The sequence below is a fragment of the Bowdeniella nasicola genome (assembly GCF_900107735.1).
GTDB classification, from domain to species: domain Bacteria; phylum Actinomycetota; class Actinomycetes; order Actinomycetales; family Actinomycetaceae; genus Bowdeniella; species Bowdeniella massiliensis.
In genome coordinates this window covers 21627-35559 of the sequence record NZ_FNQV01000016.1, presented here as the reverse complement: position 1 = coordinate 35559, position 13933 = coordinate 21627, and the positions used below count along the sequence as shown (strand labels likewise).

At 65.7% G+C, this 13933-nt stretch carries 17 protein-coding genes; 5 read left to right on the top strand and 12 right to left on the bottom strand.

The window, feature by feature from the left end; translation table 11 throughout:
* The first annotated feature begins 2 nt into the window (after positions 1–2).
* Positions 3–530 (top strand): TIR domain-containing protein, encoded by a 528-nt coding sequence (locus BLU67_RS10955; RefSeq protein WP_092565891.1) that lies wholly within the window; start codon positions 3–5, stop codon positions 528–530.
* Here the strand turns inward: BLU67_RS10955 and BLU67_RS10950 are convergent.
* From BLU67_RS10950 to glgA, 6 genes are read right to left on the bottom strand one after another with little or no spacing between them, the layout of a single operon-like run.
* On the bottom strand, positions 527–1402 hold the full coding sequence (locus BLU67_RS10950) for a pseudouridine synthase (protein WP_092565889.1): 876 nt from the start codon (positions 1400–1402) through the stop codon (positions 527–529). The genes BLU67_RS10955 and BLU67_RS10950 overlap by 4 nt on opposite strands.
* A 4-nt stretch (positions 1403–1406) precedes the next feature.
* The gene (locus BLU67_RS10945; protein WP_092565887.1) at positions 1407–1862 is read right to left on the bottom strand and encodes a thiol-disulfide oxidoreductase DCC family protein; all 456 of its coding nucleotides are present in this window, start codon (positions 1860–1862) and stop codon (positions 1407–1409) included.
* Complete coding sequence (locus BLU67_RS10940; protein WP_092565885.1) at positions 1859–3070, bottom strand: SPFH domain-containing protein; 1212 nt, start codon at positions 3068–3070, stop codon at positions 1859–1861. The genes BLU67_RS10945 and BLU67_RS10940 overlap by 4 nt, the downstream gene beginning before the upstream one ends.
* On the bottom strand, positions 3063–3518 hold the full coding sequence (locus BLU67_RS10935; protein ID WP_092565883.1) for an NfeD family protein: 456 nt from the start codon (positions 3516–3518) through the stop codon (positions 3063–3065). Before BLU67_RS10935 ends, BLU67_RS10940 begins: the two co-directional genes overlap by 8 nt.
* A gap of 45 nt (positions 3519–3563) precedes the next feature.
* Positions 3564–4355: an ABC transporter ATP-binding protein gene (locus BLU67_RS10930; RefSeq protein WP_092565881.1), complete on the bottom strand. Its 792-nt coding sequence runs from the start codon at positions 4353–4355 to the stop codon at positions 3564–3566.
* A 9-nt stretch (positions 4356–4364) separates the two neighbouring features.
* On the bottom strand, positions 4365–5564 hold the full coding sequence (glgA, locus tag BLU67_RS10925; protein ID WP_092565921.1) for a glycogen synthase: 1200 nt from the start codon (positions 5562–5564) through the stop codon (positions 4365–4367).
* A gap of 85 nt (positions 5565–5649) precedes the next feature.
* Here glgA and BLU67_RS10920 point away from each other — a divergent pair, with 85 nt between their 5' ends.
* Together BLU67_RS10920 and serB are read left to right on the top strand one after the other, a co-directional pair.
* Positions 5650–6888, top strand: coding sequence for a glucose-1-phosphate adenylyltransferase (locus tag BLU67_RS10920; protein WP_092565879.1), 1239 nt, complete (start codon positions 5650–5652; stop codon positions 6886–6888).
* A complete protein-coding gene (gene serB / locus BLU67_RS10915; protein ID WP_092565877.1) occupies positions 6885–7802 on the top strand; it encodes a phosphoserine phosphatase SerB in 918 nt (305 codons plus the stop codon). The genes BLU67_RS10920 and serB overlap by 4 nt, the downstream gene beginning before the upstream one ends.
* On the opposite strand, the gene BLU67_RS10910 is transcribed toward serB, so the two are convergent.
* From BLU67_RS10910 to BLU67_RS10900, 3 genes are read right to left on the bottom strand one after another with little or no spacing between them, the layout of a single operon-like run.
* Positions 7794–8294: a SixA phosphatase family protein gene (locus BLU67_RS10910; RefSeq protein WP_176780793.1), complete on the bottom strand. Its 501-nt coding sequence runs from the start codon at positions 8292–8294 to the stop codon at positions 7794–7796. The two genes, serB and BLU67_RS10910, sit on opposite strands and share 9 nt — an antisense overlap.
* 42 nt (positions 8295–8336) lie before the next feature.
* Positions 8337–9107: an enoyl-ACP reductase FabI gene (gene fabI / locus BLU67_RS10905; RefSeq protein ID WP_092565873.1), complete on the bottom strand. Its 771-nt coding sequence runs from the start codon at positions 9105–9107 to the stop codon at positions 8337–8339.
* A gap of 25 nt (positions 9108–9132) precedes the next feature.
* The gene (locus BLU67_RS10900; protein ID WP_092565871.1) at positions 9133–9843 is read right to left on the bottom strand and encodes a beta-ketoacyl-ACP reductase; all 711 of its coding nucleotides are present in this window, start codon (positions 9841–9843) and stop codon (positions 9133–9135) included.
* Between the two features lie 75 nt (positions 9844–9918).
* Between BLU67_RS10900 and BLU67_RS10895 the strand changes: the two genes are divergently transcribed.
* Positions 9919–10374, top strand: a complete 456-nt coding sequence (locus BLU67_RS10895) for a DUF3099 domain-containing protein (protein ID WP_092565869.1) — start codon at positions 9919–9921, stop codon at positions 10372–10374.
* Positions 10371–11177 carry an SURF1 family cytochrome oxidase biogenesis protein gene (locus BLU67_RS12315; RefSeq protein ID WP_176780792.1) on the top strand — a complete coding sequence of 269 codons (807 nt, stop codon included), beginning with the start codon at positions 10371–10373 and terminating at the stop codon, positions 11175–11177. Before BLU67_RS10895 ends, BLU67_RS12315 begins: the two co-directional genes overlap by 4 nt.
* 4 nt (positions 11178–11181) lie before the next feature.
* Here BLU67_RS12315 and BLU67_RS10885 read toward each other — a convergent pair whose 3' ends face one another.
* From BLU67_RS10885 to BLU67_RS10875, 3 genes are all read right to left on the bottom strand, one after another.
* A complete protein-coding gene (locus BLU67_RS10885; protein WP_092565865.1) occupies positions 11182–11616 on the bottom strand; it encodes a hypothetical protein in 435 nt (144 codons plus the stop codon).
* A gap of 4 nt (positions 11617–11620) precedes the next feature.
* A complete protein-coding gene (locus BLU67_RS10880; protein WP_092565862.1) occupies positions 11621–12208 on the bottom strand; it encodes a hypothetical protein in 588 nt (195 codons plus the stop codon).
* Between the two features lie 73 nt (positions 12209–12281).
* A complete protein-coding gene (locus BLU67_RS10875; RefSeq protein WP_092565860.1) occupies positions 12282–13895 on the bottom strand; it encodes an ABC-F family ATP-binding cassette domain-containing protein in 1614 nt (537 codons plus the stop codon).
* Between the last annotated feature and the right edge of the window lie 38 nt (positions 13896–13933).

The following is a 13933-nucleotide window of genomic DNA, read 5'->3' as shown; positions in this document are numbered from 1 at the left end:
TCATGCCGAATTCACGCGTCTGCTTTTTGACCTACCATCGAGCCGACTATGAGCACGCGATGCGCTTTACTGAGGAGTTTACGGGCGCCTGGCAGCGCCTGATAGACCGCGGTATCGGTGCCCAGATGGCGGGTGCGATCGTCGGGTCGTCTAACCATGAGTACATTAAACGCTCGATCCGCCAAACGTATTTACGTGATTCCGTGGTCACGATCGTGTTACTCGGCCCCTGCACGTGGTCGCGAAAGTTTGTGGACTGGGAAATTGCTGCCTCGCTCGATGGTGATCAGCAAAATTCCGGGTTGCTGGTGTTGACGTTGCCCTACGCCCACAGTGAGACGACGACGCACTGGCGCTCGCGGCTGGCCGCCAACGTGGAATCTGGCTATGCGGTGTTTGCCCCCTACCCCAGTGACGTGGCCGAGCTGTCCGATCTCATCGAACAGGCCTACGCCCGTCGCACCACCCACCTGGATCGAATCGATAATTCCGAGCCACTGCGAGGTCGTAACGCTTACTGCCAGCGCTAAGGGACACTCACCTGGAACTCGGGGGTCACCAGGCTGCAGGACCGCAGCCCCAGCCCCGAGACCCATCGAGGATCATCCGTGGGCGCAACGACGGGATACAGCGGGTCGCCACAGATCGGCGCACCGAGGTGTGCGAGGGTTGCCCGCAGTTGATGCGTGCGACCGGTCACGGGGATGAGTTCCCACTGCCAGTGCTCGCTCGTGGCAATGACGCGGACACGGGTATGGGTATTGGGCTCGCCTGGCACGATGAGCGTGGGCAGCGTCCCATCCTTGCGCGCCAGCCGCAGCCGGATGTCATGCCAATCGCCATCGGCAAGCGCTACTGGCCCCGGCACGCTCCACGCCCGGTAGTGCTTGGTCACCAGGCCGCGGGCGAACCAGCCCTGGATCTCGGCTCGGCGAGCGGGATCGGTCACGAGCAGCAGCACCCCGGAGGTCAGTCGGTCGAGCCGGTGCGCCGGGATGATCGCATCGTTGCCGAACTGTCGCCGCGCTTGCACGACGGCTGATCGCGCCACATACGACCCGCGCGGCATCGTCGCCAGGCCCGAGGGTTTATCGATCGCGAGCCAGCCATCGCCCTCGCCAACGACGGTGAGTGTGATTGGCGCGGCTAACTCATCGGGCACCGGCCGGTGCAGGAACAGCGCGGTGGGCGGCGGTGAATCGGGCGCGAGCGTTTCCTCGCGCGCCGTCACGACGCGGCCGTCAGCAAAGGCAGTCTGCGTGATGCGCTCAAGCTCCGCGCCATCGATCGTGAGCAGCGCACCGAGTGCGCCCGCCACCCACTGTTCGGCCGTCGTGATCTCGCCGGGCGGTCGCGCGAGCTGCCGGGCAGGCAGCCCGCCGCGCATGGGCGCGCGCTCCATCGAGCTAGGACCGGGGAGCCTGCCCGGCGGCGCACGTATCGCCGCAGCCGAGGCGGTGACGATTGCGAGCGATAACCGGATAGATCCGCTCCCCCAGGGCGCCAAGCGGGCCCCTCATCGCCGCCGATAGGAGTCGCCACGGGCCGGGCAGCAAGGCGCTGACCCTGCCGGCGGCGCGCGCCCCGCGATAGATCACGGGGCGTCCGCCGCGGCGCAGCTCGATCACGACGAGCGTTGCGGACAGGTCTTCGCCTGTCAGCAGGTCCGCGAGCCCATCCTCGCCGAGCTCCTCGCTCAGCATGGGCAGCTGACTAAGCCCCGTGAGCTTCTGGCTCGTCGTCGAAACGACGCGCGTCACGGGCGTCTGCCGGCTCGCGGCAGCCGCACCGAAGGCACGGCACATCCGGCACTCGCCATCGACGATGACGAGCAGCTCGGTGTTATGGGCGAGGATGATCACTGCTCGGGGCGCTGCTGCGGCGGCACGTCGCCGCGCTTGATGGCCTCGACCTCATCGTCCTCGACGTTCCAGGCCGAGGCTCGCGGATCTGCCGGTGAGGACTGACCATGGGGCGCCTGGCCGCTTTGGGCGCGCCGCGAATAGGGCACCCCGCTGCCTTCGCCCGCAACCGAGGCCTCATCGCCCGCACGCTCGGCTTCGCCGCGCGCCTCGGCCAGGGCCTCCTTGGGATCCTGCAGGCTCGTCTCCGGGAAGTCGTCGCTGAAACCGCCGCCATCTCCAATGGGTCCAGCCGGCGGGCCAGCGAGCGGGTTGTCGCCGCCGTCCTCGCCGCCAAAGGCGCGAGCAATCGAACCGAAGGCCGCCGTGAACTCCGTCGGCACGACCCACATCTTGGACGAGGAGCCGTTCGCGATCTTCGGCAGCGTCTGCAGGTACTGGTAGGCCAGCAGCTTGGGATCGGCGTTGCCACGGTGGATCGCCTCGAAGACCTGCAGGATCGCGCGGGATTCACCCTGCGCTTTCAGGATCGCGGCCTGGGCCTGGCCCTCGGCGCGCAAAATCGCCGACTGCTTTTCACCCTCGGCCTCCAGAATCTGGGACTGCTTGACGCCCTCGGCGGTGAGGATCGCGGCGCGACGATCGCGCTCGGCGCGCATCTGCTGCTCCATCGAGCCCTGCACGGATGCGGGCGGGTCAATGGCCTTCAGCTCAACGCGGTTGACGCGGATACCCCACTTGGTCGTCGCTTCATCGAGCACCCCGCGCAGCTGGCCGTTGATCTGGTCGCGGCTGGTCAGGGTCTGCTCCAGGTCCATCGAGCCGATGACGTTACGCAGCGTCGTGACCGTCAGCTGCTCGATACCCGTGATGTAGTTGGCGATCTCGTACGTCGCGGACTTGGGGTCGGTCACCTGGAAGTAAATGACCGTATCGATCGAGACGACGAGGTTATCAGAGGTGATGACGGGCTGCGGCGCAAAGGAGACGACCTGTTCGCGCAGGTCGACGCCCGCGCGCACACGGTCAACGAACGGAATGAGGAAGTGGATGCCCGCATACATCACCGTTTGGAACTTACCGAAGCGCTCCACGATGAGCGCGACCGCCTGCGGCACGATGCGCACCGCGCGCGCGATCGCAACGATGACGACGACCGCTAGGAGAATGAGGATAATCAGCAGGAGTGTGGAACCAAGATCAGGCATGAGCGCCTCCGGTGGTGATGGGTGGGACTTCGTCGACGATGGCAATCGCCCCGTCGATCTTGTAGACGTAGACGGTGGAATCCTCGCGGATGACGACGTTATCCTTCGCCCGCGCCGTCCAGACCTCACCGGCGAGCTTGATGCGCCCGCCCTGCAGCGACACATCGTGCAGGACGACGGCTTCGCGGCCGACGAGTGCTTCGGCGTTCGTGAGCGTCGTCGGCGTATGCCGCTGCATCCAGCGCTTGGCGCCCGGGCGCACCGCGAACAGCAGCACGACGGAGGTGACAGCAAAGGCAAGTACCTGCACCCACAGTTCGGCGCCGGCGAGGTGGGCGACCATGGCGGCGAATGCACCGCCGGCAAGCATGAGGAAAATGAGGTCGACGGTGAGCATCTCCACGACGACAAGGACAAGGACAGCGCCGAGCCACCAAAGCCAACCCATGGCGGTCCCCCTTTCTGTTGTCTGGAGTTATTCTAGCGCGCGGCGTTAGCGCCGTGCGGCGCGCGCCGCCCACCGGCCGCGGTGGCGCTCGACCTCCAGTTCGAGCCCGAAAGTCTCCGAGAGCAGATGCGGCGTGAGAGTTTCCTCAAGCGGTCCATCGGCCACTTTTTTGCCATTGCGCAGCAGCAGGGCGTGGGTGAAGCCGGCCGGGATTTCCTCGACGTGATGAGTCACGAGCATGATGACGGGCGAGCGGTGGTCCCCCGCGATCTCCGTCAGCGCCCACATGAGCTCTTCGCGCCCGCCGAGGTCAAGCCCACCCGCGGGTTCATCGAGCAGCAGCAGCTCGGGATCGCTCATGAGCGCGCGGGCGACCTGCACCCTCTTGCGTTCGCCCTCCGACAGCGTGCCGAAAGTGCGCTCCGCAAGGTGGGCAACCCCGAAGGCGGCAAGCAGATCCTCGGCGCGCGTCTCATCGAAATCGTCGTAGGCTTCGCGCCAGCGACCGATCATGCCGTAGGCAGCGGTCATGACGACGTCCTTGACGCGCTCGCGACCCTGGATCCGCCCCTCCAGGGCGGAGGAGGCGAGCCCGACGCGCGAGCGCAGCTCGGCAACGTCGAGGCGGCCAAGCTTCTCCCCCAGGATGTGGACCTCACCGCTCGTCGGGTACATCCGCCCGGTCGCGAGCTGCAACACGGTCGTTTTTCCGGCGCCATTGGGCCCGAGCACGACCCAGCGCTCACCGTCTCGCACGGTCAGCGAGATGGAATCGATGATGGTCTTATCGCCGCGTGTGACGCTGACGTTATCGAGTGCGAGGACTTCGTCGGTCATGTCCCAAGCTTACCCGGCAAGCACCCGGCGGTAGACCTCAAGGGTCCGCTCGGCGATCGCCTCCCAGGAGAAATGCTCCTCGACGCGGCGGCGCGCGGCCTGGCCCATCTGCGCGGCCCGCGCCGGATCGGACAGCACGTAGTTCAGCCGCTCGGCAATATCGGCGATGAAGGTGTCCGGGTCCAGCGGCGTGCCGGTGCCGTCTTGGACCTGCTCGATTGGAATGAGCACGCCCGTCACGCCATCGTCGATGACCTCCGGGATGCCGCCGGTCGCGCTTCCGACGACGGGCAGCCCGACGGCCATCGCCTCCAGGTTCACGATCCCGAGCGGCTCATAGATCGACGGGCAGGTAAAGACGGTGCCGGCCGATAGCACCGCGATGAGGTCCTCGCGCGGGAGCATGTCCTCGATCCAGATGACGCCATCGCGGGTCTGTTTCAGCTCCTCGACGAGACCCACGACCTCGGCCATGATTTCCTTCGTGTCCGGCGCTCCGGCGCACAGGATGACCTGGACGTCATCGTCGAGCTCGCGCACCGCGCGCAGCAGGTAGGGCAGGCCCTTTTGCCGCGTGATGCGGCCAACGAAGACGACGGCGCGGCGGGAATCATCGATGCCGTAGCGCTGCAGCACCTGCGCGCGGTGCTCCGGGTCGCTCGGCGGCTGCCAGGCGGCCAGGTCGATGCCGTTGTGCACGACGTGCACGATGTCTGGATCCACGGCGGGATAGGCGCGCAGGATGTCCTCGCGCATGCCGCCCGAGACGGCGATGACGCCGGTCGCGCCCTCATAGGCCGTGCGCTCGGCCCAGGAGCTCAGGGCGTAGCCGCCGCCGAGCTGCTCGGCCTTCCAGGGCCGCAGCGGTTCGAGCGAGTGCGCGCTGAGGATGTGCGGGATGTCGTAGAGCAAGGAGGCGAGGTGGCCGCCGAGGTTGGCGTACCAGGTGTGGGAGTGCACGAGGTCCGCACCCTCGCATGCCTGGGCGAGCAGCAGGTCAACGCCAAAGGTCCGCAGCGCGGGATTCGCCTCGGCGAGCTCCGGCAGATCGGAAAACCCGCTCACTCCCTCCTCGTCGCGCGGTCCATCAAACGCGTGGACACGCACGTCGATATGGGGACGCAACACGCGGCTCAGCTCCGCCACGTGCACGCCGGCACCGCCATAAATATGTGGCGGATATTCACGGGTTAACAGGTCGACTCGCATGGTGTTCTCACTCACGGCTCCATTGTCCTATACCGAGCTTCGAAAAACCCCACTTTGCGTTCCCAGTTATGCCTACGCTAAGGGCATGGCTAAACCTCGGGTCCTGGCAATCGTCCTTGCTGGTGGTGAAGGTAAACGGCTGATGCCGTTGACCGAAGAACGCGCGAAACCTGCAGTCCCTTTTGGGGGAATTTATCGCCTCGTGGACTTCGCGCTGTCAAACATCGTCAACTCCGGCTATTTGCGCGTCGTCGTCCTCACGCAGTACAAATCCCATTCACTGGACCGGCACATTTCTAAGACCTGGCGGATGTCGACGCTGCTCGGTAACTATGTTGCTCCGGTGCCCGCCCAGCAGCGCATGGGCAAGAACTGGTATCTCGGTAGCGCTGACGCTATTTACCAGTCGCTAAACCTCCTGGACGACGAAAAGCCCGATATCGTCGTCATCTGCGGTGCGGACAATATCTACCGCATGGACTTCTCCCAGATGGTCGCCCAGCACATCGACTCGGGATTCCCGATGACGGTCGCGGGCATTCGCCAGCCCCGGGCGCTCGCCAACCAGTTCGGCATCATTCAGGCCAGCAAGGACAACCCGCTGAAGATCGCCGAGTTCTTGGAAAAACCCGCCGAAGCCGAGGGCCTACCCGACTCCCCCGACGAGGTCCTGGCCTCAATGGGCAACTACGTCGTCAATGCCGACGCCCTGCGCGAGGCCGTCACCGCGGACTCCGAGGAAGACACCGCCCACGATATGGGCGGCAACATCGTGCCGGATTTCGTCGCCCAGGGTCAGGCCGGCCTCTACGACTTCACGTTCAACGAGGTGCCGGGCTCCACGGACCGCGATCGCAACTACTGGCGCGACGTGGGAACCCTCGACGCGTTCTACGAATCGCACCAGGACCTCATCTCGGTCACGCCCGTCTTCAACCTCTATAACGACCGCTGGCCCGTCTTCACCGGCTACACCGGTCTGCCGCCCGCCAAGTTCGTCTACGGCCACCGAGAGCGTCTCGGCCACGCGCTCGATTCGATCATCTCCCCCGGGGTCATCATCTCCGGCGGCGAGGTCCTCGGCTCGGTGATCTCCCCCCATGTGCGGGTCAACTCCTGGTCCTCAGTGCGCGAATCCGTCGTCTTCGACAACGTCAACATCGGCCGCAACGCCACCGTCGTGCGCTCAATTCTGGATAAGAACGTCATCGTCGAAGAAGGCGCTCACGTCGGCGTCGATCAGGAATACGATCGGGCCCGCGGTTTCACCGTCACCGAGGGCGGCATCACCGTCGTGCCAAAGGGCTGGCGAGTCACGCGGTGATCGATCACCGCCTGAGCCTCGTCAGCACCGGCGACCTACCCGAACACCTCCTGCCCGACGTCGAACACACGCTCGCCCACCTGGGGTGGCTGGGGCTGAGCGCGACTCGCCGCGAGATCGAGCCTGCAGCCGATGCACCAACCGCGCTTGCGGTGATCGACTACCGCGGCAAGGTGCCACCCCTCGTGCCGACGCATGCGGATCACGATCACGACGCGATGCTCGCCGAACTCATCTCCGGCCTGCAGGCCCTCGGGCTCGCGACGCTGCATGTCGCGGGCGCCGCGGCCACCACCGTCCCGGACCTCATCGTCGCCGATATGGATTCGACCTTCATTAACGACGAGGGCCTCGATGAGCTGGCGGCGCTCGCCGGAAAAGGTACCGAGGTGGCGGCCGTGACCGAGGCGGCGATGCGCGGCGAGCTCGATTTCGCGGGCTCCCTCACGCAGCGGGTGGCGCTGCTCGCGGGGACCGACAGCGATCTTATTGACGAGGCGCAAGGCCGGCTCACGCTCACGCCCGGGGCGGCAACGCTCGCGGCGGCCGCGCGCGATCACGGCCTCCGCTTCGGAATCGTCTCCGGCGGCTTCCACGAGATGATTGACCCGATCCTTGCCGAGGTCGGCATCACCCGGTGCGCGGCCAACCGGTTCGAGGTCGCGGACGGCACCCTGACCGGCGCGGTCGCAGGGCCGATCGTGGACGCTGAAGCGAAAGCCAATTATCTGCGCATCTGGGCGCCGGGCCCCTATACCGTCGCCATCGGCGATGGCGCGAACGATATCGAGATGCTGCGCGCCGCGAGCCTCGGGATCGCATTCGATGCCAAGCCCGCGCTGCGCGAGGTCGCCGATGTCAGCGTGAATGTGCGGCGGCTGGATATCGTCGCCGCGCTGCTCGGCCTACGTTAGGGGACGCACGACGGCGCGCACGTGACAGGACTTACGCGCCAACTCGTTCCAGGCAACCGGCACATCGAGGACACACGCGGTGGCGGTGGGCACCCCGAGGCGAATCTGCTGGCCGATCTCGTCCTTCGTATCGTGCAGCATGTGCGCCAGCGAGCTCATCGTCGGCTCATGGCCGACGACGAGGACCGTCTGCGCGGATTCATCAAGGCCGCCAAGGATCTCGATGAGTTCGCGCGGGCCGGCCTCATACAGCGCATCCATGGAGGTGCCGGCGGGCCAGTCGGCGTCCTCGGCCGCTAGCAGCCGATAGGTCTCTTTCGTGCGCAGCGCAGAAGAGACGAGGACGGTATCGACGTCGCCGACCTGCTCGCGAATCAGCTCGCCGAGCTGGCTGGCCTGCTGGCGGCCGCCAGCGGACAGGGCGCGCAGGTAGTCGCCGAGTTCATTTTCCGCTTCCGCCTTGGCATGGCGAAGGAGAACGAGAGTTTTCACGGCGCCTACTATCGCACACGTCGCGAAGCGCGACAACGCCGACTACTGGCCCATGATGTGCACGCCACCGTCGACGTGCACAATCTCACCGCTCGTCGCCGGGAACCAGTCCGAGCACAGCGCCAGCACGGCCTTGGCCGCGGGCTCGGCATCAGTGACGTCCCAGCCCAGCGGGGCGCGGGAATCCCACGTGTTTTCCATCTGGTCAAAGCCCGGGATGGAGGTGGCGGCCACCGTGCGCAGCGGCCCGGCCGAGACGAGATTGACGCGAATGCCAGCGGGACCAAGATCACGTGCAAGATACCGCGCGGTCGCTTCGAAAGCGGCCTTGGCAACGCCCATCCAGTCATAGACCGGCCAGGCAAACTGCGCATCGAAGGTCAGGCCCGCGATCGCCGAGCCCGGCTTCATCAGCGGCTGGGCCGCGACGGCCAGCGACTTCAGCGAAAACGCCGAGACCTCCACCGCCGTCGAGACATCGGGCCAGGTGCCGGCCAGGAAGTTGCCGCCCATGACCGACTGGGGCGCGAATCCGATGGAGTGGACGACGCCGTGCAATTCATCGGTGTGCTCCCGCACCCGGTCCGCAAGCGAGGCGAGGTTGTCCTCGTCGGTGACATCGAGTTCGAGGACCGGAGCGGCCTCGGGCAGGCGACGGGCGATCGCGCTGAGCAGTCGGGTCTGGCGACCGGGGGCCGTCAGGATGACGTTCGCGCCCTGCTCCTGGGCGAGGCGCGCGACGTGGAACGCGATCGACGTTTCTTTCAAGACGCCGGTAATCAGGAGGGTCTTGTCTTTAACGAGGGTGCTCATACGTGGTCCTTAATTTTCTAGCTACTTAGTGGCCCATGCCGAGGCCGCCGTCGACGTTCAGCAGCGTGCCATTGACGTATCCGGCTTCCTCGCTGGCGAGGAAAGAGACGGCGGCGGCGATCTCCTCGGGGGCGGCGAACCGGCCGGCGGGGATTCGCGCGAGGTAGTCGGCGGCGATCTTCTCGGGCAACTCGGCGGTCATGTCCGTCGTGACAAAGCCCGGAGCGATGACGTTTGCGGTGATGCCGCGCCCGCCGAGTTCGCGGGCGATTGAGCGCGCCATGCCGATGAGGCCCGACTTCGCCGCGGCATAGTTGACCTGGCCGAAACCGCCATAGGTGGCAACGACGGAGGAAATGAGCACGATGCGTCCATAGCGCGCCCGCATCATGTCCTTGCTCGCCGCCTTCACGCAGCGGAAGGCGCCGGTGAGGTTCGTGTCGATGACGGCGGCGAAGTCCTCTTCGCTCATCCGCGCGAGCAGGCCGTCTTTGGTGATGCCCGCGTTGGCCACGAGAACGCCGATCGGCCCGAGATCCTCGCGAATCGCGTCGAAGGCCGTCGTCACGGACTCACTATCGGTCAGGTCCGCGCGGTAGGAATGGGCCCCCTCGGGAAGCTCCCCCGAACGGTGAATCCCGGCGACGGTGTAGCCGTCGCTCAGTAAGCGGGTGGCGATTGCTCGGCCGATTCCCCGGTTCGCGCCGGTCACTACTGCAATGCGTGTGGTATCCATCCCCTCGACGCTATCGTGCCCAGTCGCACTCGGCCTTGGTGTACACCCAACAAAAGGACGCGATAGCCTGCACGTATGGGCACAAAGGCCGAGCGGATTTATCACATCACGTCAGCTCGGCGCGCCCTGTCCGAGGACGTGGATGATCGAACGACCCGTTACCTCGTGACGATGGTGTTTCGCACCGTCTGTTTTATTCTGTGCGCCGTGACTCCGGGCTGGTACCGCTGGCTGTTTGCTGCGGGCGCGATCCTGCTCCCGATGCTTGCCGTCATGGTGGCCAATGCTGGGCGCGAACCGTCGGGCACAATCGACGAACGCGCCACCGGTGGCGCCGCGGAACAGCACACTGCGCTGCCGCCCGGTTCCGGCCCGGTGATCGCCCCCGATGGTTCAATCATCGAATCCCGCGAGCTGGCGGCCGCCCCAACGATGCGGGAGGCCGAGGTGCCAGCAGACCCATCGTCCACGAGCTATCAGCGCGCCCGCCATCCCGAGTGGTTCACCGACGAGACGGAGTTTTTGCGGTGAAACGCTCCTACCGTTTCCTTTCCAGCGGCCGCTGGGTGGGGCTGATCCTCACGGGCCTCATCGTCGTCGTCACGTGCATTTTCTTAGGGCTGTGGCAGTGGGGACGCTACGAGTATAAAAAGGAGCTCGTCGCCCAATTCGACGCCGCTTATGACGCCCCTGTAACCCAGCTTTCTGACGTAATTGCCGCCGGCGTTACGGTGAGCGGGGATCGGGAGTGGCAGCCCGTTGAGCTGACGGGCACGTGGGCGCCGGAGCAGATCCTTATCCGCAACCGTGCGGTGGGCGGCGAGAATGCCTATCGAGTTCTGGCGCTCCTGCACACTGACAGCGTCGATGTCCTGGTCGATCGGGGCTGGATCCCCGTCACGGACGATAATCCCGCTCCCCCGCCGCTTCCAGCTGGCACGGCGCACCTCACCGGCCGGCTGCGTCCTGCTGAACCCGTCGATACCCGCGGCATCGCTCACGGCCAGGCGCAATCGATCAACCCAGAACAGCTGGTCTCGGCGATTCACGGCCCGGATGCGTCGGCCGCATCGCAGCGTCCGGTGCTGTACGGCTACGTCCAAGTCAGCGATGGCATGGAGGGCCTTGGCTCCTATCCGAAGCCCGAACGTAACCTGGGCCCCCACCTGTCATACGCCTTCCAGTGGTGGGTCTTCGCCCTCGGCACGATCGTGGGCCTGACCATTCTGGCGCGGCGAGAGGCTGCGGAAAATGCCGGCGAGGTTACCCCGAAGGCTGCTCGGACCTCGCTGGAATCGGAAGAGGACGCGCTCGTAGAAACGCAGTTGCGCTAACGTCTTACCAGGTGATGTACAGCAGCGCGACGTGGCCGAGATAGCCAGCCAGCAGCGCAACGGCGACCGACGTGAGCGTCCCGATGATGAAGCGTTCGGAGGCCTCCGGCGTCGATTTCAGTTCGGGATAGCGTCCCAGTCCCTTGATGGCGAGAATGACCGCGACTAGGGAGAGCTGCCCGAGCATGACGACCCCGGTAACGAGGGTACGCTCGAGGACGCCGATGAGGGCTCCGCCGCGCATGACTTCTACTGGCGGCACCTCCGCCTCGATGACGGGAACCTTGTCGGGTTCTCGCAGCGGCCGCCGAACTTTGGCAATGCGCAAGATCGCAGCTGTAATGATCCAGCCGAGCACGGCCGAGGCCACGACGAATATGGCGATGAGGACCAGGCGCTGCGGCAACCCGGGCGAGAACACGAATTGGTACGGGTCCATGCACCTAGCCTATATCTGCGCTGTGCAGCAACCGGGCAAGGACCGGTCGGGCTTCGTCGATCTCGCGAGCGTGGCCAGATTTCAGCACGGCCGAGACCGTCTGCGGCGTAATCCCCTGCTGCTTCGCGATGGCAGCGCCAGTCTCGGTTTCGGCGAGCGCGGCCAGCTCCCACTGCCGCTCCGTGCGCTGGGAAAGCAGGGCCGCCATGAGCCGGTAGGTGGCCTGGGCGTTCGCGGTCGCCTCCGCAGCTGCCTTGGTACCCGCCTCAAAGGTCACCGCCCGCTGCCGCTTGGCGAGGTCCACGGCTCGGCGCGCTGCCCGGTAAGCCGGACCGTCCCCCTCGCGCGAGTGCTTTGGCAGGGGCTTCTCGACCTCACCGATACCAAGTCCGATATGCCAGCAATCCTGCTGGGCTAATGCGAGCAGCGCCGTGACCACGTCGTCGGCGGCCTCGAAGGCGCCCTGGAACTCGTCGCCGACCGTCCGCTCGAAGGCGATGATGGGGTCAAGCGCATTCAGCGCCGCGACCCCCTCCGGTACCCGATCCGGGTTGGATCCGGAATCGATCTGGTCCACCGTCAGAACAAACATAGGACCATCATACAATAATGTCTGATTCTTTACTATCAGACAGTATTGCCTGATAGTGACATATCAGACTTGATCAGGCGAGGGAGATGAGTTCCTCGTAGTCCTCGCTCCAGAGGTCTTCGTCCCCGTCGGGCAACAACAGGACGCGATCGGGGTTCAGGGCCCGGACCGCTCCCTCGTCGTGGGAGACGAGGACGACGGCGCCGGTGAAGGCCGCGAGCGCCGCGAGGATCTCGTCGCGCGAGGCCGGATCGAGGTTGTTCGTTGGCTCGTCCAAGAGCAGGACGTTGGCCGAGGAGGTGACGAGGACGGCGAGGGCAAGACGTGTCTTCTCGCCTCCCGATAGGACGGCGGCGGGTTTGTTCGCGTCGTCTCCGGAAAACAGGAAGGAGCCGAGGATCGAGCGGACCTGCGTGTCGTCGAGATCGGGGGCGGCGCTACGCAGGTTTTCGACGACGGTTCGCGTCATGTCGAGGGTCTCGTGTTCCTGCGCGTAGTAGCCGAGCTTCAACCCGTGGCCGGGGATGACGCGACCCGTGTCGGGGGCTTCAATTCCCGAAAGCAGGCGCAGCAGGGTGGTTTTGCCAGCGCCGTTTAGGCCAAGCACGACCACTTTAGAGCCGCGGTCGATGGCGAGGTCGACGCCGGTGAACACTTCGAGGGAGCCGTACCACTTGGACAGGCCTTCGGCTGTCAGCGGGGTCTTGCCGCAGGGGGCCGGATCCGGGAAGCGCAGGTGGGCGACTTTCTCTGCTCGGCGTTCCTCCGCGAGGCCGGCGAGCATTCGTTCGGCGCGGCGGGCCATGTTCTGGGCGGCCACGGCCTTCGTGGCTTTGGCGCGCATCTTGTCGGCCTGGGCCAGGAGCGCGGAGGCCTTCTTCTCGGCATTGGCGCGCTCGCGCTTGCGGCGGCGCTCGTCGGCGTCGCGCTGTTTGAGGTAGGCGTCCCACCCCATCTTGTAAACATCGAGTTCGGCGCGGTTGGCGTCGAGGTAGAAGACCTCGTTTGCCACGGTGCGGACGAGGTCGACGTCGTGGGAGATCATGATGAGGCCGCCGGAGTACGTCTTCAGGTAGTCGCGCAGCCACAGGATCGAGTCATGATCGAGGTGGTTGGTGGGCTCGTCAAGCAGAAGGGTCTTGACGTCGGAGAACAGGATGCGCGCGAGTTCGACGCGGCGGCGCTGGCCGCCCGAAAGGGTCTCCAGTGGCTGGTCGAGGACGCGGGTGGGCAGGCCTAGGTTGGAGGTGATGCGAGCAGCTTCGGCGTTGGCTGCCCAGCCACCTTGCGCCGTGAATTCGGCATCGAGACGGACGTAGCGCTCCATGGCCTTTTGCTGCTTGGCGCCGGTGGCGGTCGACATCTCGTGTTCAGCCTTGGCGATCCGGCGGATGATCTCGTCGATGCCGCGAACGGAAAGGACACGATCCTTGGCGAGCTGGTTCAGGTCACCGGTGCGAGGGTCTTGCGGGAGGTAGCCGATATCGCCCTTGCGTAGGACCGTTCCTTCATAGGAGATGGCGCTTGAGGTGCCTTCTTCGCCGGCCAGGAGCTTGGTAAGGGTGGTTTTTCCCGCTCCGTTGCGCCCCACGAGGGCAATGCGCTGCCCGGCGCCGACGTGGAACGTCGCGTCGTGGATGAGTTCGCGCGGCCCGATCCGCAAGGATAGGTGCTGAACGGAGATCATGGGGGTGGTGGTCCTTTCCTTGGCCGCGCTCCATGCTA

Bases quoted from the DNA above. Each gene is read 5' to 3' on its own strand.
- BLU67_RS10955 (WP_092565891.1), top strand. From the start codon at position 3: ATGCCGAATTCACGCGTCTGCTTTTTGACCTACCATCGAGCCGACTAT.
- BLU67_RS10950 (WP_092565889.1), bottom strand. From the start codon at position 1,402: ATGGAGCGCGCGCCCATGCGCGGCGGGCTGCCTGCCCGGCAGCTCGCG.
- BLU67_RS10940 (WP_092565885.1), bottom strand. From the start codon at position 3,070: ATGCCTGATCTTGGTTCCACACTCCTGCTGATTATCCTCATTCTCCTA.
- BLU67_RS10935 (WP_092565883.1), bottom strand. From the start codon at position 3,518: ATGGGTTGGCTTTGGTGGCTCGGCGCTGTCCTTGTCCTTGTCGTCGTG.
- BLU67_RS10930 (WP_092565881.1), bottom strand. From the start codon at position 4,355: ATGACCGACGAAGTCCTCGCACTCGATAACGTCAGCGTCACACGCGGC.
- glgA (WP_092565921.1), bottom strand. From the start codon at position 5,564: ATGCGAGTCGACCTGTTAACCCGTGAATATCCGCCACATATTTATGGC.
- BLU67_RS10920 (WP_092565879.1), top strand. From the start codon at position 5,650: ATGGCTAAACCTCGGGTCCTGGCAATCGTCCTTGCTGGTGGTGAAGGT.
- fabI (WP_092565873.1), bottom strand. From the start codon at position 9,107: ATGAGCACCCTCGTTAAAGACAAGACCCTCCTGATTACCGGCGTCTTG.
- BLU67_RS10900 (WP_092565871.1), bottom strand. From the start codon at position 9,843: ATGGATACCACACGCATTGCAGTAGTGACCGGCGCGAACCGGGGAATC.
- BLU67_RS10895 (WP_092565869.1), top strand. From the start codon at position 9,919: ATGGGCACAAAGGCCGAGCGGATTTATCACATCACGTCAGCTCGGCGC.
- BLU67_RS10885 (WP_092565865.1), bottom strand. From the start codon at position 11,616: ATGGACCCGTACCAATTCGTGTTCTCGCCCGGGTTGCCGCAGCGCCTG.
- BLU67_RS10880 (WP_092565862.1), bottom strand. From the start codon at position 12,208: ATGTTTGTTCTGACGGTGGACCAGATCGATTCCGGATCCAACCCGGAT.
- BLU67_RS10875 (WP_092565860.1), bottom strand. From the start codon at position 13,895: ATGATCTCCGTTCAGCACCTATCCTTGCGGATCGGGCCGCGCGAACTC.